The organism is [Clostridium] ultunense DSM 10521 (assembly GCF_000511955.1).
GTDB classification, from domain to species: domain Bacteria; phylum Bacillota; class Clostridia; order Tissierellales; family Tepidimicrobiaceae; genus Schnuerera; species Schnuerera ultunensis.
Map to the genome: position 1 here is coordinate 712405 of NZ_AZSU01000003.1, position 19071 is coordinate 731475.

The 19071-nt window shown below is 32.6% G+C and carries 18 protein-coding genes and 2 riboswitches; all 18 genes read right to left on the bottom strand.

Going from position 1 to position 19071, the window contains the following annotated elements:
• Window positions 1-5: 5 nt before the first annotated feature.
• The gene (locus CUL_RS0110740) at window positions 6-782 is read right to left on the bottom strand and encodes a sirohydrochlorin cobaltochelatase (protein ID WP_005584668.1); all 777 of its coding nucleotides are present in this window, start codon (window positions 780-782) and stop codon (window positions 6-8) included.
• Window positions 757-1578: an energy-coupling factor ABC transporter ATP-binding protein gene (locus tag CUL_RS0110745; protein ID WP_025641676.1), complete on the bottom strand. Its 822-nt coding sequence runs from the start codon at window positions 1576-1578 to the stop codon at window positions 757-759. Before CUL_RS0110745 ends, CUL_RS0110740 begins: the two co-directional genes overlap by 26 nt.
• Complete coding sequence (cbiQ, locus tag CUL_RS0110750) at window positions 1579-2262, bottom strand: cobalt ECF transporter T component CbiQ (RefSeq protein WP_025641677.1); 684 nt, start codon at window positions 2260-2262, stop codon at window positions 1579-1581.
• Window positions 2246-2539: an energy-coupling factor ABC transporter substrate-binding protein gene (locus CUL_RS0110755; protein ID WP_025641679.1), complete on the bottom strand. Its 294-nt coding sequence runs from the start codon at window positions 2537-2539 to the stop codon at window positions 2246-2248. The genes cbiQ and CUL_RS0110755 overlap by 17 nt, the downstream gene beginning before the upstream one ends.
• Window positions 2523-3254 (bottom strand): energy-coupling factor ABC transporter permease, encoded by a 732-nt coding sequence (locus tag CUL_RS0110760; RefSeq protein WP_025641681.1) that lies wholly within the window; start codon window positions 3252-3254, stop codon window positions 2523-2525. The genes CUL_RS0110755 and CUL_RS0110760 overlap by 17 nt, the downstream gene beginning before the upstream one ends.
• A 214-nt stretch (window positions 3255-3468) precedes the next feature.
• Window positions 3469-3645: riboswitch (cobalamin riboswitch) on the bottom strand.
• 59 nt (window positions 3646-3704) lie between these two features.
• On the bottom strand, window positions 3705-5783 hold the full coding sequence (locus tag CUL_RS0110765; RefSeq protein ID WP_025641683.1) for a putative cobaltochelatase: 2079 nt from the start codon (window positions 5781-5783) through the stop codon (window positions 3705-3707).
• Window positions 5784-5806: 23 nt separating this feature from the next.
• Window positions 5807-6190: an SPASM domain-containing protein gene (locus tag CUL_RS19760; protein WP_081722837.1), complete on the bottom strand. Its 384-nt coding sequence runs from the start codon at window positions 6188-6190 to the stop codon at window positions 5807-5809.
• A complete protein-coding gene (locus tag CUL_RS18060; protein ID WP_051403539.1) occupies window positions 6187-6825 on the bottom strand; it encodes a radical SAM protein in 639 nt (212 codons plus the stop codon). Before CUL_RS18060 ends, CUL_RS19760 begins: the two co-directional genes overlap by 4 nt.
• A 14-nt stretch (window positions 6826-6839) precedes the next feature.
• Window positions 6840-10589, bottom strand: coding sequence for a cobaltochelatase subunit CobN (gene cobN, locus CUL_RS0110775; RefSeq protein ID WP_025641685.1), 3750 nt, complete (start codon window positions 10587-10589; stop codon window positions 6840-6842).
• A 49-nt stretch (window positions 10590-10638) separates the two neighbouring features.
• On the bottom strand, window positions 10639-11814 hold the full coding sequence (locus tag CUL_RS0110780; protein ID WP_025641687.1) for an ABC transporter ATP-binding protein: 1176 nt from the start codon (window positions 11812-11814) through the stop codon (window positions 10639-10641).
• Window positions 11811-12827: a FecCD family ABC transporter permease gene (locus tag CUL_RS0110785; protein WP_005583035.1), complete on the bottom strand. Its 1017-nt coding sequence runs from the start codon at window positions 12825-12827 to the stop codon at window positions 11811-11813. The genes CUL_RS0110780 and CUL_RS0110785 overlap by 4 nt, the downstream gene beginning before the upstream one ends.
• A gap of 39 nt (window positions 12828-12866) precedes the next feature.
• Window positions 12867-14069, bottom strand: a complete 1203-nt coding sequence (locus tag CUL_RS17250) for an ABC transporter substrate-binding protein (RefSeq protein ID WP_005583034.1) — start codon at window positions 14067-14069, stop codon at window positions 12867-12869.
• Between the two features lie 54 nt (window positions 14070-14123).
• A complete protein-coding gene (locus tag CUL_RS0110795; protein WP_005583033.1) occupies window positions 14124-14858 on the bottom strand; it encodes an ABC transporter permease in 735 nt (244 codons plus the stop codon).
• Between the two features lies 1 nt (window position 14859).
• Window positions 14860-15702: an ABC transporter ATP-binding protein gene (locus CUL_RS0110800; RefSeq protein ID WP_025641689.1), complete on the bottom strand. Its 843-nt coding sequence runs from the start codon at window positions 15700-15702 to the stop codon at window positions 14860-14862.
• 75 nt (window positions 15703-15777) lie between these two features.
• Entirely contained in the window at window positions 15778-16752 is a 975-nt protein-coding gene (locus CUL_RS0110805) for a FecCD family ABC transporter permease (RefSeq protein WP_025641690.1), read from the bottom strand.
• 127 nt (window positions 16753-16879) lie between these two features.
• A riboswitch (cobalamin riboswitch) is annotated at window positions 16880-17056 on the bottom strand.
• Between the two features lie 76 nt (window positions 17057-17132).
• On the bottom strand, window positions 17133-17708 hold the full coding sequence (locus tag CUL_RS0110810; protein WP_005583030.1) for a histidine phosphatase family protein: 576 nt from the start codon (window positions 17706-17708) through the stop codon (window positions 17133-17135).
• A complete protein-coding gene (gene cobS / locus CUL_RS0110815) occupies window positions 17699-18463 on the bottom strand; it encodes an adenosylcobinamide-GDP ribazoletransferase (protein WP_051403540.1) in 765 nt (254 codons plus the stop codon). Before cobS ends, CUL_RS0110810 begins: the two co-directional genes overlap by 10 nt.
• A complete protein-coding gene (gene cobU / locus CUL_RS0110820; protein ID WP_005588158.1) occupies window positions 18433-18969 on the bottom strand; it encodes a bifunctional adenosylcobinamide kinase/adenosylcobinamide-phosphate guanylyltransferase in 537 nt (178 codons plus the stop codon). Before cobU ends, cobS begins: the two co-directional genes overlap by 31 nt.
• Window positions 18970-19071 lie beyond the last annotated feature (102 nt).

Consider the following 19071-nt stretch of genomic DNA (forward strand, 5'->3'; position numbering starts at 1 on the left):
TCCTTTTAATCCATGATTTTTTCTAAATGTTCTAGATAAATATCCTGTATTTTCTCTAGTTGGCCTAGACCCTTTAGGATTGGTTTCACATTAAAACCTTCCCTTTCTAGTATGATTTTCCAAGAGATCCCTTCGTCCGAAGCCATATCGTTAATTGCATGGTCTCCAGCTACTAGCATAAGGGGTTTTAAGACCACCTTCTGTATTCCCCTATCTTTCAGTTTTGGAATTATATCCTCTAAGGTAACTCTACCTTCTACAGTAGCTATATACACATTTTCATATCCCTTTTCCCTAAAAGCCTTTTCCAACTTATCATAGGATATATCCTTTTCATGATCTGTACCATGACCCATAAATACAATCCCTTCCTTGGCCTTTATATCTGAGAGACTTAATCCCTCTACCACCTTTTTATAATCTTCATCATTATAAAGAAGGGGTTTCCCTATTTTAATAGAGTAATCCTTATTATTCTTTAAAAATTCCTCTACTTGTCTTAATAGTTTTTCATACTCATGGCCTAGTATTATATGAAGAGGCTGAATATATATTTCTTTTACTCCATTGGCTTTCATCTTTTCTAAAGCTTCCTTTGGATTGTCAACATGATAGTTGTCCCTATTTTTAAGTTTGTTTATTACCATTTGAGATGTAAAAGCCCTTGATACAAAAAAACCTTTGTACAGTTCTCTCACCCTATCCTCAATGCTTTCAATACATAACTTCCTAGTTTCTTCATAGGTTGTACCAAAACTAACTACTACAATTCCTTTTTTCATAGCCATCTCCTTTCCATTGAAATAACTGATTTTCATTTTTATATAATGGTAAGCCTAGTTCCTCGTGAAGTTTTACTAACCAAGGTCTTTCAAGATAAGCTTTTGTTAATAGGTTTTTTTCTAAAAATATTTCTTGTGTTAATCCTTCTCCCAGTATTTCACCTTGTCTTAGTACATAAACATAATCACAAATTTCATATATTAAATCCATATCATGGCTAGATATAACTATTTTCTTTTCCCTACTCAATTTCTTTATAATATCCTTTATTTCTTTAGTCATATAAGGGTCTAATCCACTGGTAGGTTCATCAAATAATATTACATCTAAATCCATAACCAATACTCCTGCTATAGCAATTCTCTTTTTCTGACCATAGCTTAAAAAATGAGTTGGTCTATCCCTTAATTCGTATCCATCTACAATTTCCAATGCTTTCTTAACCCTTATTTCTATTTCTTCTTCGCTATAGTTTAAATTTCTAAGGGAGAAAGCTAGGTCATCATATACATTAGAATAAAATAATTGCTTGTCTGGATCTTGAAATACAATATTTACCTTTTTTCTGTATTCCCTTAGAAATTTTTTACTATATTGTATATGTGAATTATCATATTTTATACATCCTTTGCTAGGTTTTAAGATACCTACCATATTTAGGAAGAGTGTTGATTTTCCAGAGCCGTTAGCTCCTATAACACCGATGACATTACCTTTACCTAAATCCATATTTATATTCTTTAATGCTTTAGTTCCATCTTCATATTTAAATTCTAAAGACTCAATAGTAATCATCTAATCACCTATTTTAAATTCGCCATTATATAGTTTGCTATCTAAAGAAATAATCATATCTTCATATCTCAATAGAACCCTTATAAATAAGGATTTTATAAGTAAAGCTATGGATCTGAAACTATTTCTCATATTGTTATAACCAAATTTCATCTCTTCTGCCATGATTATATCCTTTGATTCATCTAAAACGATAAATATAAATCTATAAATTAATACCAATAGTTCTATTAAAACATTGGGAAGCTTTAGTTTTTTCAATATCTTTATAATATTATTTAATGGTGTAGTCAAAGCTAAAAAAAATGTTGAACTAATTGATGCTAAAACCCTTGATAATGTATTTATAGATTCTGTTAAGGATTCCCTTGTAATTCCTATATATTTGTTAGATATTTTTACACTAAATATAAATATATCATTAGGAGAAATGCTTAATAATATGGAAATTATGCTAATCATTAAAAAAACAATGGGCATTGCCATAATCTTCAAATACTTATTCAAAGGTATATTGGCTACAAATATTGTCAAAAACGACATTATTATAAATATACTCATATTTATATAGGGATTGTTGAAAAAAATAACTATTGTCAAAGCCCCTATGACAAAGATAAACTTTGTCATAGGGTTATAATCAGCTAGTTTATTAGTATAAGCATATTTATCTATTAGTAGCAACTCTTCTCTTCTCCTTCATCACGCCAAAGATATAACCAATAATCCCAGCGCCAATGGCCACCTGTAGGGAGAATAACAAACTTTCTATTTCACCACTAGGTGGTTCCCATATTGAATCAAACCAAGGTTCATAATCTGAATTGATTTCGTTAATAACATCTTCTGCCTGATCATCAGCACCTTCGAATTCAGCACCTTTTTTAATAAACAAAGGGGTTATGATTATAATAATAGCTAATAGAATAAGTAATATATTAGTTTTATTTGATTGTTTCAATTTTAATCACCCCTTCCTTACTATATTCAACTAATAAATTATAAACAATGGCTGTTATTATTCCTTCTACAATAGCTAAAGGAATTTGAGTAACTGCAAATACAGATAAGAACTTGCTTAAGGAACCAACAAAACCACTTACAGAATCAGGAAATGCTAAAGATAATTGGGTTGCAGTTACTACATAGGTCATCAAATCGCCTAAAAAAGCTGCTAAAAATACTACAAAAGTTGTATTGCCGCCTTTCTTCTTAAAAAGTTTAAATATTCCATAGGATACTAATGGCCCTATTATTGCCATGGAAAAAGTATTGGCACCTAATGTGGTTAATCCACCATGGGCTAATAACAATGCTTGGAATAGTAATACTATTAATCCTACTACAGTCATAGTTGTGGGGCCAAATAATATGGCTCCTAGACCTACTCCCGTTGGATGGGAACAGCTGCCTGTTACAGAAGGTATTTTTAATGCAGATAGTACAAATACAAAACCTCCCGCTAGTCCTAATAGTACTTTTTGATTTGAGTCCCCTTTAAATATTTGATTTATCCTTTTAAATCCAATACCTATAAATGGCATAGATACAATAGCCCAGATAATAGCCCATTTAGCAGGGAGAAAGCCTTCCATAATATGCATAGCATTAGTAATACGTGGTGTCAATGCCATAAGGAATAGCACGAGCAAAAATACCATTTTTTTGCTTTTCATGAAAATCACCTCTCACTATTATTTAAAGGTATAACTACCTTTAGTGCTTATATAAGTCTTAAATCTTTAGTGAAAAGGATTCCCTTAACATAATAAGTATACTAATATTTTTAATAGGTTAGAGCCATAAAAAAATCCCCAACCTTCATAGTTAGGGATTAATATGCATTCATCAATTGCATAAAGATAAGCCTATCCTTCCCACCGAAGGTTACTTTAAATAAACTATTAGGCAGGTCTCCTGACTTATGATCATCCTACTCTCAACACCTTCCCGAGATATTCTCAGTGGTATAAGTTGATTTCGTCCCAATTTACAGTAGCGGGGGCTGTACTGGATTTACACCAGTTTCCCTTTTAATCTAATAGAACCTAATGTTTCTAATATTTAATTTTCTAACTTCATTTTATCATAAGACAATTTTTTCTGCAAGAATTCTTATTATACTTTCAACTAAAGTAACTTGCTTTTCTAAAATTTATACTATTCTTTACAAAGGTAAATATTTCATCCGCTCTTAAATCCTCTAACCTATAATAATTAGCATTCATACACATTGCAATCTCTTCTGCTAAATGAAGTTTTATATAGTCTTCTTCCGTATCTATAACTATATTTTGTATTCCCTCTGATGCTATTTTCTCTGCCACTTCTAATGCTTCTTTATGGGGATCCTTCCCTTGAAAAGATGTATTACCTCTTCCATCCGTCACTAATACCATTACCGGTATAATATCTGGGTCTTTTTTTATTGCAGCTTTTAATACCTTATATCCTCTATATATTCCTAATGACAATGGGGTCTTGCCTCCTGTTGGCAACTCCTCCAACTTTTTATGAGCTAAATCAACACTTCTTGTGATACCAAGAATAAGCTCTGCCTCTTCCTTTCTAAACGCAACCATTCCAACACTATCCCTTTTTTGATATGCATCTGTAAGAAGTGACATTATAGCGCCCTTTACAGCTTCCATCCTCTTTTGTGCTCCCATAGAACCACTAGCATCTACCACAAACAAAATAGTGCTTCCCGTTCGCTTTTCTCTCACCTTTTCCCTCAAATCATATTCCCTTATAGCCAAGGCAAGACCATTTTTATCCCTAGAACTTTGATAAAGGGCTGCAGCTCTCAAGGTTGCACCAAAAGCTATATCTCTAGGTTTGCCCTTTGGAAAAGTATATCGTACATATCTTCCTTGAAGTTCTCCTGTCTTGATAATACTCCTTCTACCACTACCCTTTCTCTTTCTTCTATCTAAAGGTTTGATATCCAGATCCTTTACTTTAAATATATCTCCAATTTTATCTATGCTTTCCTCATCTGAACTTTGAGAGTTATTCATATCATCGGTATCTTCTCTATTATCATCTTCATCATCCTCATATTCTGTATCATCATTATCATCTTGAAATTCTTCCTCTTGTTCTTCTTCCAATGGAGTCTCATCCGAAGTTTCTTGATTTTCTAATTCTTCATTGCTACTTCCCTGATCTTGTCTATCTTCTTCATTGTTTTCATCTTCCTTTTCTTCTTCAGATTCTGAAACATTTGGAGGAATATCTCTCATTCTATGAGGAAGTGCCAACTCTGAAGCTTCTTTCAAATCTTCAATAGTAATATTCTTTCTCCCATCTAGAACTGCAATAGCCTTAGCTGCTTCAACTATTACAATTTCTGCTCTATGGCCACTACAATTTGCCCTCAGAGATATTTCCGAAGCAAGCTTCATAGCATCTTCTGATACCTTCACATCTAGTATTAGCTCTCTTGCTTTTTCAATTTTAGACCATATCTTCTCATCTTCTTCCTTCCATTTATTCGTAAATAGTAACGGATCATTTTCATATTCAATTCTTCTCTTTATAATCTTTACTCTTTCATTTAAATCTTCACTTCCTACAACATCTACATAAAGACCAAATCTATCTAAAAGTTGAGGTCTAAGACCTCCTTCCTCAGGATTCATAGTACCTATCAGTACAAAAGAACAATCATGAGTAAAAGAAATTCCTTCTCTCTCCACATGATTTATACCTGACTGAGATACTTCTAAAATGGCATTTACAATACTCTCACTTAAAAGGTTTACCTCATCTACATAGAGGATATTTCTATTTGCCATAGCTAATATACCTGGTTCAAATTTCTTTTCTCCTTTTTTTATAGCATGTTCTATATCAAGAGTTCCTACCACTCTATCCTCTGTGGCACTAACTGGCAGATCAATAACCTTCATCTTTCCTTTCTTCTTTGAAAATTCTTCGCCTTTTTCATATCTTTCAAGGCATATATCACACATAGAACTTACATCATAAGGATCACAGCCAAAGATACATCCTTCTATTTCATCTTTTTCAGGCAAAAGCTCTTCAAAAGCCCTTACAGCAGTGGATTTAGCAGTTCCCTTTTCTCCTTTTATAAGAACTCCACCTAAATTAGGATTTATAACATTTAATATCAATGCTTTTTTCATAGTTTTCTGTCCTACAATAGCAGTAAATGGATATAATTTCTTCTTATTTCTCATATGTGAATGCTCCTTTCACTAAACTAAGTTTCCTTCTCTACAATTTCAAAAGATGTTTTTCTCAAGGTACAATCCTGTTCTGTAATAACCCCATTTTTATTTATTATCCCTCTAGCCGGACAAGCTCCTTGACAAAAGGATTTGTACTTGCAATTTTGACATCTTGCAGATGGAATAATTTCAACTTTTATATTTTTAATAGTTTTCTCATCTAACACATTGCCCATATAATATTCTTCCAATCCTACTAACGAACCACAAGGATAAATATCTCCATTTGGAAGAACTACAGCTGAACCTCCATAAGATGCATGGCAGTATACTCCACATTTTGGTGGATTATAGAGCCTCTTCCTAGCTTCTTCTATCTCCCGTATGATAACCTTTTTTCCTGAAATGCTTTCTATTTTTTTGTCCTTAGATAGGCCTTCTCTAAAGAGCTTTTTATATCTAGGGGTGAAGCTTCCATAACTTCACTTTTGGTATCAATAGCTCTTCCAGTCAGCCTCAAAAGATCAAGACCTATACCTCCTACATTGCCAAGATAATATGCAATATCCACTAGTTTATCTAAGTATTCAATATTTCTATCTGTAACAACGCAATTTATATTTGCCATTATTCCTTCTTCTCTTAAAATACTCATTCCTCTCAATACATCTTTTGAGTTTCCTCTCAAATATTCATTTATTTCAATAGGACCATCAAAGCTAACACCCATAGCAATATTCATCTTTTTTATATGTCTTGCTATTTCATAATCTATAAGAGTACCATTTGTCTGCATTTGAAGTATTGCAGAAATATTATTTGATTTTATATAGTCATATAATCTTTCTACCAATTTAAAATTTAAAATTGGCTCTCCTCCAGCAAATTGAAGCTTTATACAATTTTCTCCACACAAATCTATTGCTCTTTTAGCCACTTCAAAATTCATATACTCCTTATGCTTTCCAGCATCAGCATAACAATATCTACATCTTAAATTGCAATCTCTAGTCAACCACAACACTAAAAATCTAATATTCCCAAATGCCACAAATATACCCCCAACTATAGATGTACTTCAATATCCCCTTCAATTTCAACATATAACTTCCTCAACTTTTCAATACTCTCATCTTTTGCATTCCACATTCCTCTTTGATGAGCTTCCAAAAGCCTTTCAACCATACTATAAATAGCCCATGGATTCACGCTCTGTATCCATTTTCTTCTCTCATCATTAAAAAGATAGGCTTCAGAAATTCCCTCATACATCCAGTCCTCAATAACATCAGAAGTAGCATCCCATCCAAAAGCTATATCCATCATAAAAGAAATCTCTTGAGCTCCTTTATATCCGTGTCTTTTAAGTCCTTCAAACCATTTTGGATTCAATATTTTTGCACGCATTATTCTAGCAGTCTCTTCATTTACATCTTTTAGCTTTGTCCTTGAAGGATCACTGGTATCTCCACAATAAGCTCTAGGTTTTTTTCTAGAATGAGTTCTTACAGCAGCTATAAGCCCTCCATGATAATTATAAAAATCATCACTATCAAGCATATCAATTTCCATAGAGGATTCATTCTTCACTGTGACATCAGTATTAGAAAGTCTTCTTGCAAAAACTTCTTTTACTTTCTTTCCATATACATTCTTTTCATATGCATGCCCGCCCCATAGGGTGTATACATCCCCAAGGTCCGTTACATCCTCCCAATTCTTGCTGTTTATCAAAATACTTACTCCAGCCCCATAAGTCCCTGGAGGGCACCCAAATATCCTCATTAAAGATTCTTCCTTTGCCTCTTCAAAATTAACTCCCTTTTTCGTGAGTTCCTCAATGTCATTAAGTACATGTTTTCTTATATAGTTATCCTTCACATCTTCATCAAGAGAAGCAACTGTATTTACAGCATCCTCAACAAGCTCTATAAGGTTTGGAAAAGTATCTCTAAACAATCCTGATATCCTCAAAGTTACATCTATTCTAGGTCTTTTTAACTCTTCAAGAGGTATAACTTCAAATCCCACTACTTTGTCAGTATTTTCTAACCATTTAGGTTTCACACCCATTAAATAGAGAATCTCCGAAATATCATCACCATAGGTTTTCATAGTCTCTCCCGAATACACTATTATAGCAATACTCTCTGGAAGTTTCCCTTCTTCTTCCAAATATCTATTTAGCAAATCATCCCCCAGTTTTTTGCCTACTTCATATGACGCCCTTGAAGGTATTTTGGTAGGATCTACAGAATAAAAATTCCTCCCTGTTGGAAGTATGCTTACATTTCCTCTAGTTGGACAACCAGAGCCTCCTGGTGGTATAAAATTTCCCTTTGTTCCTTCTATAAAATACTTTATTTCATCAGTAGTACTGTCCAATTTTGCCTTCACAACTTGAGATGCAAAGGCTAAGACTTCTTTAAACTGAGAAAAATTTTTTCCATCATATTCAGGAATTATTTCATGTAGTACACAATCTATTTTTTCTATATCATAGCCACTTTTTCCAAACTCTTTAATAACTTTCCTAGACAATTCATCCAGTTCATCAAGAACCATTATATTTGTCTTCCCAGTCTCATCTAATTCATAAGGGTGGTCCTTTAAATAGCCATATTCAAGCTCATATCCATTACAAATAGCTTCCATGAGGGAAGGCGTATCTCCATTTTTAAGTCTCAAAAGGGCAACTACTAGATTGTCACATCTTTCATCCTTAGGAACCTCTCCAAATATATGAAGTCCATCTTTAACTAACGAACCCTTTATCTGATCTATCCAGCCATGAAGTTTTTGAATAAATTCTTCAAAATTTTCTTCCATATCCTTCTTTTCAAGCTTTAAATCCACGTCCATATTGTGTTCAATGGCTAAGTCTATAATATCCCTCTTTATATAAACTACCTTTCCTGGATCCCCTTGTATTGCATGATAGTATTGTTCGATAAGCTCATCAAGCTCTTCAATATAATCATAGGAACCACTCTTCATAAGTGAAGGAATCAAGTGATCAATTATAGCACAATATGATCTTCTCTTTGCTTGCATGCCTTCACCCGGAATATCTATAATATATGGATAAATATTAGGTATATCATCAATACATATATCAGGATAACATTCTTCAGAAAGGGCAATTTGTTTCCCTGGAAGCCATTCTAAAGTTCCATGAGTTCCTACATGAACAATAACATCTGCCTTAAATACATTCTTGATCCATTTATAATAGGCAATATACTGATGAGGGCATACAATATCTGTACTATGATAAACTTCATCTGCTTTTTCTTCATATCCTCTAGCAGGCTGGAGGCCTATGAATATATTTCCGTTCAATATCCCTGGTACAGGCATATTGCCATCATACACCATAAATTCTCCCGGTACTTCTCCCCAGTCATGCTCCATCTTGTTTTGAACTTTTTGTGGAAGATCTTCAAACCATTCCTTATATTGATCCTTATTTATAATATCAACACTTTTTTCAACAACTCTATCTGCAGTAAGCCATCTATTGTCATTGCTCACAGCATCAATTATTCTATTTATGATTTCATCTCCATCTTGAAAATCATATTCAGTATGTATTCCTATATCCTTTAGAGAATTCACCATATTATAAACAGCCCTAGGACTATCTAGCCCATAGGCACATCCGATCATATCGTTTCTAGGTGGAATATTGTGAAATATAATAGCTACCCTTTTATCTTTATTTAATTTTTTTCTTAGCTTAGCCCAGTTTAGTGCAAGTCTTGTTATCTTTTCTATCCTTTCCTTTATAGGCTTATCCACTGTTCTTTCTCCTAACTCACATTTCTCCGTTTTATGATAGGAAAAAGCACTAGTTATAAGCTGCCCATCAAACTCTGGCTGATATACACTGCAAGACAAACTTATGTTATCAAGACCCCTTATTGAATTTTCCCATTCATCATATTCTTGATATGAAAGTATAGCTTGAAGTACTGGTACTCCAAGCTTTTCAAATATACTGTTTGTAACAATATTCTGACCATCTCCAGGACTTCCAAGAGTGGTTTGTGAAAAACCCATAGTATTTATAACTGCATCTACAACAGGCTTTCCATCTATCATTAAAAGATTATTAATTGTCCAATCTATTCCCTTTCTCCCAATAGATTCATCAGGAGCTGAACTTGTATATATAGGTAGAGGAATACCTCCATATTTCTCTATGGCTTTTATGAAATAATCTATAGCCTCTGTATTGTTTGTATGCATATAATTGCTATAAAATAGTATCCCTATAACTGGTTTATTGGTATTCTCTATTTTCCCTAAATACTCTTGTACATTTATATCTTTCCCTGGATAGTATATGCCTTCCCAAACTGAAAGCTTAGGCAAATCGTACTCATATCTCTTTTCTCCAAAGATAGAAGCTATATATAAAATCATATTATAATAATTGTATTTTTCTTCCTTATCATAATAATTTATAATTCTTAAATACTGTTCCTGTTTAAGTCCTGTTTTCTTAAAAAGTACTCTGTTTTCCTCACTTAATCCTGATTTTATAAACATTTTTTTGTTCCCTGAAAATTCCTCTATAATCCTATTGAAATTTCTATAAAATCCAATTCCTCCATGAAGAGCTATAAATATAAAATTAGATGAACGTATTTTCTCTATACATTCAAATAGCTTTTTTTCATCTCCATCTATTTCCTCTATACTCATAAATTCAGCATCTATCTCTTCTGGATAATTGTCATCAGCAATATTTTTTGCTTCTTTTAAAATATATCCTCTAGAATCACCTAATAGAAATAAAATTTTAAACATCACATCATCCCCAGTTAAGTATATTTTCCTATCACATTAATCATCTGTTTTAAAGATAATCAACTATATTATCTATCATTGATGATATAGAATGATATTTAACTAATTTATATTCAGCATTTTCATCTCTTAATGATAGGATCTTCACCCCTTCTTGTGATGCAAATCGAAGTAAATCATAATTGCCCTTGTTGATCCCTACCAAACTTACTCCAGAATCTATAACAGCATGGCAATCTTTTATGTACTCTTTGGCCTCATCTATTTTTTTCGGTTTTATATCTACAAAGCAATCCTCTACTATCGTTTTGTAGGCTAATGTTTTAGATGCATTGTAATCAATATCATTTTTGAATAATATTCCGCTATAAAATCCAATACCTTTTTTATTTAATGCTCTATATATCTTTGTAGCTTTTCCTCCTCCACCAACAACAAAAACTTTAGGAGACTCTATCACTCTTGGCAACTCAATATTTCCTATAATTGTATTAAATGAACCACTGTTCAAATCATAGACTTCATTTACTGCTTCATCTGTTATTACATCCTCTGGTGTCCCATATTTATATATCTTGCCATTCTTAATCAACAATACTTTATCTGCAATTTTAGGCACTAGATCAATTTCATGCAATGACATAATTATTGTTTTATTCTTATCTAAAGATAGCTTTCCTAATATATTCAATAAATCTATTTTGAATCGAATATCTAAAAAAGATGTAGGCTCATCTAATACCATAATATCTGATTCTTGACATATTGCTCTTGCAATCATAACCCTTTGTTTCTCTCCATCACTCAATGCTTTAAACTCTTTATGTCTTAAACTTTGACCATCAACAATTTCTATAGACTCATTGATAATCTTCCAATCTTCATCAGTCAATTTCCCAAAATGATTAGTATAAGGATATCGACCTGTTGCTACTACTTCCTCAGCAGTCATCATTTCAGGGGAAATTTTCTCCGTCAGTACTATAGACATTTCCTTAGCTCTATCCTTGTTAGATAAAACATTCAGATCTTTGCCTAATACTGTTATTGAACCATCTAACCGTTTTATATGATCTATAATGGTTTTCAATATTGTAGACTTTCCACAGCCATTTGGCCCCAATAAGCAAAGGATTTCTCCTCTGCTTAAATCAATATTAATACCATCAACAACTATTCTTTGTTGATATCCTACTTTTAAATCCTTTGTTAAGAAAAAAGTCATATACCCTTCCTCCTATTTATCATCATATAAATGACTATAGGTGCTCCAATAAATGAGGTTACGGTACTGATACTTAGCTCAATAGGAGAGCAAATGGTTCTAGCTAAATAATCCGACAACAAACAAAAACTAGAACCTAGTAAAAATATCCCTGGTATAAGAGCCTTAGGTTGTGAGGTTTTCATAATCAATCTAGTCAAGTGAGGAACAGAAATTCCCACAAACGAAATAGGTCCTGCAAAAGCAGTAACACAAGCAGAAAGTATGCTAGATAAAGTTATTAATATTATTCTAAAGGTCTTAATATTGATCCCCATACTTTTAGCATAACTTTCACCTAATAAATATCCTTCCAAGGGCTTAGACAAAATAAATGTAAAAATAATTGTCGGTATTATAATAACAGTAGATACTTTTAGCATATCCCAAGTTATTCCTGAAAAACTTCCCATAGACCATATTGTAAGACTTGCTATCTTTTCTCGCTCAGCAAAAGTGATCATAAGGTTTGTCCCAGCTGATGCAATATATCCAAGCATAATTCCAACTACTATTAATGTAGAAATATCGTCTACCTTTCTTGCAAATATTAATACAAACAGCATAGCTAACAAACTACCTACAAAAGAAGCTATAAAAACGTTTAATGGTCCTGCATTGAATATTTTCAAATTGAAATTTGTTAGGAGGAAAATTCCAACAAACAATCTTGCCCCTGAAGAAATTCCAAGAACATAAGGGCCTGCTATGGGGTTTTTGAAAAAAGTTTGTAGTAAAAACCCCGAAATAGCTAATGCACCTCCAAATAATATGCTACTTATTATCCTTGGAATTCTAATTTTATATAGGATATTATGCTCTAAAGTCGATAACTCCCTATTTTTAAGAAGAACATCCTTCAAATCACCTAATGTGAAATCAATGGATCCAGATACTATGTTCACTACAATTGCAAATATCATGAATATTATTAAAGTGATTAATATGATACTGGATCTCTTATTCCTACTCATAATACCTCTCCAATCTTTAAATATAGTATTTAATTGAGGTTATTTCATTAAGAAAAAATACTCTGTTTCAGTAATTTCTCCATGGTGAGTGGTGAATATAGTATATAAATCCTCGATTATATCAGCTATGTGATCAGAATATTGATAATAATGAGGTTTGTATCCCCATACCCTTCCTTCTTTTACTGCTTTAACATCTGCAAAGTACTCAGCACCAGCTACTAAATCTCCTATGCTTTGTATACTTGGGCCATTGATATTGTTATAGAATAATATGTCTACATTTTCTATTCCTTTATAAAGTTCCTCAGCATTCATTTTGGTATTTCCATCTTCATCTGGATTTAATTCACTCATAATATATTCTCCACCTGCTAATTCAAACATCTTTACTTCATAATCCCCTTTATTCCTAACATAATAAACATCTCCCGATAGGAAAGTAGAGGCAAATTTCTCTTTTCCATCTCCTATTTCTGCAGCCTTTTTTTCTATTTCATCTATTTTTTTAATTTGTTCTTCAAAAAAGTCTTCTGCTTCTTCTTCTTTATCAAACAATGCACCTGCTAATTTTACCCATTCTAATCTACCTCTTGGATCTGTTTCTCTTTGCTCAGCATTTCCTATCCACTTTATTCCCATTTCATCAAATTTTGCAATGGTTTCATCTTTGCCATGAGATGTTCCAGTAGTAATCAATATTAGACTAGGATTCTTTGATTCTATTATTTCATAGTCTGGAGCACTATTTTTCCCTACATACGATATTTTACCTTCATCCATCATCTGTTGTATCTCTGGTACATGCCATCTATCTCTTTCTGTAGTGGTTAAAATTATCTTGTCCATAAGCCCTAAAGGTCTTAAAATTGCAATATTAGTTGTGGAAAAGATTCCAACTGTTTCTATAGGTAGTTGTATAACATTCATTTCCGTTTTTAACTCTGGTACTTCTTTTCCTTCTGGTACTAATAAAGTCTTTCTACCTTCCCAATCGGTTATAACCTTGTATCCACCTTCCAAATAATCTACCACAAATGATTTTGCATATTTTAATTCCATTTCACCTTCACGGACAAGTCCAGTATCTTCATCAATATCATCTTTTACAATTTCTTCAACTTTTTCTGGTTTCGCAGATGTTTCTTCACCCTTTTCCTTCCCTTTACAACCTGTTAAAGTCAATGATAGTACCAATATCATTAACATAACTTTAGTTAAAATACTAATTTTTCTATTCATGGTTTTTCTCTCCTCTTGTTTATATTTTTAATAATAATCCTTTAGTATCTCCCTCTAATCCAACTCCCTATAGCTAATAGCCAGTCCATAAATATAAAAAGCAATAGAGTAAAGCAACAATACTATAATAGAATTCCGATTAAAACTTCCCTTTAAAGCTATATCCCTTAATGCATTGGTGCTATGGGTTAGGGGTAGAATATTTATGAAATTTTTCATCCATAATGGTAGCTTGTTTAATGAGAAAAATGTCCCGCATAAAAATGACATTGGAGTCATTACGAAAGTATTGAATCTACTCATATCGTAATGACTATTAATTGAAAGTGCTGCACCATATCCAAAAGATGAAAATAAAAAACTATTTAAAAAACAAATTAATAGGAAATACAAATTAATTGGTATATAGATTTTAAATATGTAGGATATGGCTAAAACCAATAAACTGGCATACATTCCTCTAAAAGCTCCCGCTAATATATGCCCTAGGGCTAAAAGTTTCATATTGACAGGAGAAGTCAAATAGTATTCAAAACTTTTCTCGTATAGTCTAGAAACATTTAATCTAACTGAAACAGCGTTAAAGCTAGTATTCATAGTCGATAACGCAATGATCCCTGGAATTATAAAATGCATGTAGCTTGTCCCTTCAATATGAACATCAGAACCTAATCCCCAGCCAAATGCTATTATGTATAGTAAAGGATTTATTATTGCTGCAGTTGTTATATTGAACCATCTCCTTTTAAAGAAGATGAACTCTCTCCACAATATTGTAAATACTTCCATATTACATGACCTTCCTATTTGTAAAATTATAGAACACATCTTCTAAAGTTGTATCCCTAATTGTATATGTAAAGTTTTCTATACTTTTAGAGAATACAATAGCATCAGCTCTAGTATCAAAGTATTTATAATTAGTCTTTAAATTTTCATCGAAATATTCTACAGTATATTCTCCTAACCGTTCTTTAAGTATAGCAGGGGTATCATTTTCAAATATCCTACCCTGATCTATAAAACATACTTCATCACACAAATAATCTGCCTCCTCTATATAATGGGTTGTTAAAAGTATAGTCTTTCCCATGGATCTCATAGCCTTTAATATATCCCAGATTTTTCTTCTTCCATTGATGTCTACTCCTACAGTAGGTTCATCTAAAAAAATAATCTCTGGCTCATTTATTAAGGCCTTTGCTATCATAAGTTTCCTCTGCATTCCCCCAGATAGTTGACTTGCCTGTTTATCCCTACTCTTCTCTAATTCCATAAAATGCAACAATTTTTCTATCTTAATCCCGTGATCTTTTTTCTTTATCTTAAAAAGTCTTGCTGCAAACACTAGGTTTTCATAAACAGTTAACTCTTTATCTAGATTTGTATGTTGAGGTATTATTCCTATTTTGCTCTTTATATCATTATTATGTCGATTCATCTTTTGACCTTCTATAAAAACTTCTCCTTTAGTAGGTTTCAACAATCCAATCAACATCTTGATTAAAGTAGTTTTTCCTGCTCCATTTGGCCCTAGAAGGCCTACGAAACTACCATAATTTATGGTTAAGTTAGCATCTTCTACTGCTGTAAAATCACCAAACTTTTTAGTTAGATTTATGACTTCTATCATCCAATCACCTCCTATTGATTAAAACAAAACCACCGATGAGCCTTAACTTCCTCTCGAAGTTTAACAAAAGAATTATTAAATCTTCTCTTTTCTTCTCAATAGTAAAAGAAAGAACGGTGCTCCTAAAGCTGACATAATAATTCCTACTGGAATTTCCATTGGTGCAAATAGGGCTCTAGCCACAGTATCACATAGCATAACTACTGTTCCTCCTAAAAAGATAGATCCAAGAAATAAATATCTATAATTCGAACCTATGAACAATCTTGCAATATGAGGAACCATAAGGCCAACGAAGCCCAATAATCCAACAGCAGAAACAGCTGCTCCTGCTAATAATGAGGATAGTATTATAAATATAAATCTAGTTCTCTCTACATTTAATCCAAGACCTGTTGCTATTTCATCTCCTAACATTAGTACATTTAATTTGGTTGGCAATAGCAATACTAATATAATTCCTATGCTCACATAGGGAAGTATCATCTTTACCTGTATCCAAGTGATAGCTGATAGACCACCTACCATAAAAGATATTACCCCTGCCACTCTATCAGGATAAAATGTCATCAATGTATTTATACCAGCATTTAATAAAGAAGATACAGCTACTCCTGCTAATATTAATCTGGTAGGTAAGGCTCCATCCTTCCAAGCCAGTATATATATGAACAAAGTAGCCAAAAGGGAACCAACAAAGGCTCCACCTGGTACTAGATAATATAATTCGGGAAATAAAACGAGTAAAATTAGTGCTGCAAGGCCTCCTCCAGCAGATACTCCTATAATATTTGGACCTGCTAACGGATTCCTCATGACTCCTTGGAGTATAGCTCCAGATAGTGAAAGACATATGCCTACAAGACCTGCCATTATAGTCCTTGGAAGCCTGACATTCCATATAACCTGTCGATTCACATTGTTTTCTTCGGCAAGAATTGCTTTAGCTATTTCTCTTGCGGATATTTTTACAGCTCCATTACCAAGGCTTATAAAAAAACTTAATATGAATAGAAAAACAAATGCTAATATTAAGTATTTCTTCCTCATTGTCCACCCCTTTTCCTATACCAATACTAAAACAAGCCCCACCTTCTAAAGGTAGGGCTTGTTGACATAAATGATTAACTTATAAAAATGCCAAATAAAAACAATCCTATCCTTCCCTCCGAAGGTTAGTTAGCAAAAACATCAGGCAGGTCTCCTGACTTTTGGTCATCCTACTCTCAACACCTTCCCGAGATATTCTCAGTGGTATAAGTTGATTTCGTCCCAATTACAGTAGCGGGGGCTGTACTGGATTTACACCAGTTTCCCTATTAATCCAAAAGGAACCCAATATTTTTTATATTCAATTTTTTCAATTACATATTATCATAAAACTTTATATTGTCAACAAAATTTTATTTTATTATTACTTATCCATTATATTATTTCACAGTATAGTTGGCCTTTTCAATATATTTGAATCCATATTCATCTATAGAAATTATATTAACGCTTCCGTTTTCTATTTTAAATTTGAAAAAATAATCTAAATTATCAAATACCCAAGATAAAGCAATTCTAGTAACTCCATCATGACATACTAAAACCACATTTTCTCCCTTTTTTGATATTTCCTCTAAAAAGGAAGTCACTCTTTCATATGCCATTTTAATGCTTTCTCCTTTAGGAGTAACATAATTAATATAATCCTCATCCCATATTTTAGCTTCTTTAGGAAACTTGTCCTTGATTTCTTCATAGGTATTCCCTTCAAATAATCCAAAATCCACTTCCTTAATCCTTTCTTCCACTTCTCCATCTAAACCTAATATTTCCATAGTCTGGATAGCCCTGTATAAGGGACTTACATAGACTTTGTCAAAAACTAAGGTATCAACAAAGGTTTTAGTCTTTCTAATCTGCTCCTTTCCCTTATCTGTTAACCTAGTATCCTTTGTGCTAAATATTCTACCTACATTGTCCTCAGTTTGTCCATGGCGAATTAATATTATATCCACTTTAACACCCCCAAAAATATTATCAAGGATATTATCTCTCCAAGTTCTATAGTCGCTCCATATACATCTCCAGTAAAACCACCAATTTTTTTATATGTTATTTTTGTTATTACTTCTCCAACAAAAAACGAAAAGAATAGTGGTATTAAATAAATTGGATTAATGACTAGAACTATTATTAAATACCCAATTACACCAAATAAAGTATATTTTTTAGGATTACTTCTATGGAACATATACCCTATTCCATCTTCTTTAGCAATTCTTTTGGTAGACATTATATAAGCTATTACTAAACGACTATTTCCATAGGCTAATCCTAATATTAAGGGTATATTTCCTTCTAAATTTGAAATGAGAATATATTTGAGCAAAATATCCAGTACTATGGATATTACTCCAAAAGCTCCAATGCGACTGTCTTTCATAATTTCAAGGACCTTATTCTTGTCCCTATAAGATAGAAATCCATCACAAGTATCTGATAACCCGTCTAAATGAAGAGCTCCCGTTACTACTATCATAGATAATAGGGCAAAAAAGCTGCCTATATTTTCATTGAAATAGCCAAATATGTAGTAGAACAAACCTCCTATTCCACCTATTATCATCCCTACCAATGGAAAGAAAAAGATACTTTTGGATAGTTTTTCATCATTAAAATCTATAGATTTTTTTATAGGTAATCGGGTTAAGAACTGGATGGATACTATTAGTCCATCTATCATTTTATTTTCACCGGTATTCCACAACATACCAAATAAACCTCTTGGGATAGAGCTGCTACCCTTTGGTTTATCCTCCCCTGAATATCCCTAAAAACCCTGCCTAAATGATTATCTGGAACTAAAGAATAGCCTACTTCATTAGTCACCAACACTAAATTATATCCCCTATCCTCAATAACCTTTATTAGAGAGGATAATTCTCCATATATTCTATTTTCTATTTTACTCTGTAATTGATAATCTATATATTCTTTCTCTTTTGTTATATCAAACATTATATTGGATGTAAGGAGGGTTATACAATCTAATAGATAGTTTTTCTCCTCTCCCAGAGCACTGGTTAATGAATAGTTTCCTTCATAAGTTCTCCAATAGGAAGGCCGACTAGCCTTATGTAATTTAATCCTTTCCTCCATTTCATCATCCCATATTTTGGATGTGGCAATATATACTACATCCTTTTTGTCCTTATATAGATTTTCTGCAAAAGTACTTTTACCACTTCTAGCTCCACCAGTAACTAAAATAATCATATTATCACCTGAACTATTATTTTTTAAAACTTATATAATTAATTAGTTACAAGTATATCATGAATAACTGTTACTGAAAACTATTGACTTATTTAACCAGTA

Excerpts from the sequence above, each read along its gene's own strand:
- CUL_RS0110740 (WP_005584668.1), bottom strand. The coding sequence starts at position 782 with ATGAAAAAAGGAATTGTAGTAGTTAGTTTTGGTACAACCTATGAAGAA.
- CUL_RS0110760 (WP_025641681.1), bottom strand. The coding sequence starts at position 3,254 with ATGAAAAGCAAAAAAATGGTATTTTTGCTCGTGCTATTCCTTATGGCA.
- cobS (WP_051403540.1), bottom strand. The coding sequence starts at position 18,463 with ATGTTGTGGAATACCGGTGAAAATAAAATGATAGATGGACTAATAGTA.
- cobU (WP_005588158.1), bottom strand. The coding sequence starts at position 18,969 with ATGATTATTTTAGTTACTGGTGGAGCTAGAAGTGGTAAAAGTACTTTT.
- CUL_RS0110785 (WP_005583035.1), bottom strand. The coding sequence starts at position 12,827 with ATGAGTAGGAATAAGAGATCCAGTATCATATTAATCACTTTAATAATA.
- cobN (WP_025641685.1), bottom strand. The coding sequence starts at position 10,589 with ATGTTTAAAATTTTATTTCTATTAGGTGATTCTAGAGGATATATTTTA.
- CUL_RS0110795 (WP_005583033.1), bottom strand. The coding sequence starts at position 14,858 with ATGGAAGTATTTACAATATTGTGGAGAGAGTTCATCTTCTTTAAAAGG.
- CUL_RS0110800 (WP_025641689.1), bottom strand. The coding sequence starts at position 15,702 with ATGATAGAAGTCATAAATCTAACTAAAAAGTTTGGTGATTTTACAGCA.
- CUL_RS0110780 (WP_025641687.1), bottom strand. The coding sequence starts at position 11,814 with ATGACTTTTTTCTTAACAAAGGATTTAAAAGTAGGATATCAACAAAGA.
- CUL_RS17250 (WP_005583034.1), bottom strand. The coding sequence starts at position 14,069 with ATGAATAGAAAAATTAGTATTTTAACTAAAGTTATGTTAATGATATTG.
- CUL_RS0110745 (WP_025641676.1), bottom strand. The coding sequence starts at position 1,578 with ATGATTACTATTGAGTCTTTAGAATTTAAATATGAAGATGGAACTAAA.
- CUL_RS0110805 (WP_025641690.1), bottom strand. The coding sequence starts at position 16,752 with ATGAGGAAGAAATACTTAATATTAGCATTTGTTTTTCTATTCATATTA.
- CUL_RS0110765 (WP_025641683.1), bottom strand. The coding sequence starts at position 5,783 with ATGAGAAATAAGAAGAAATTATATCCATTTACTGCTATTGTAGGACAG.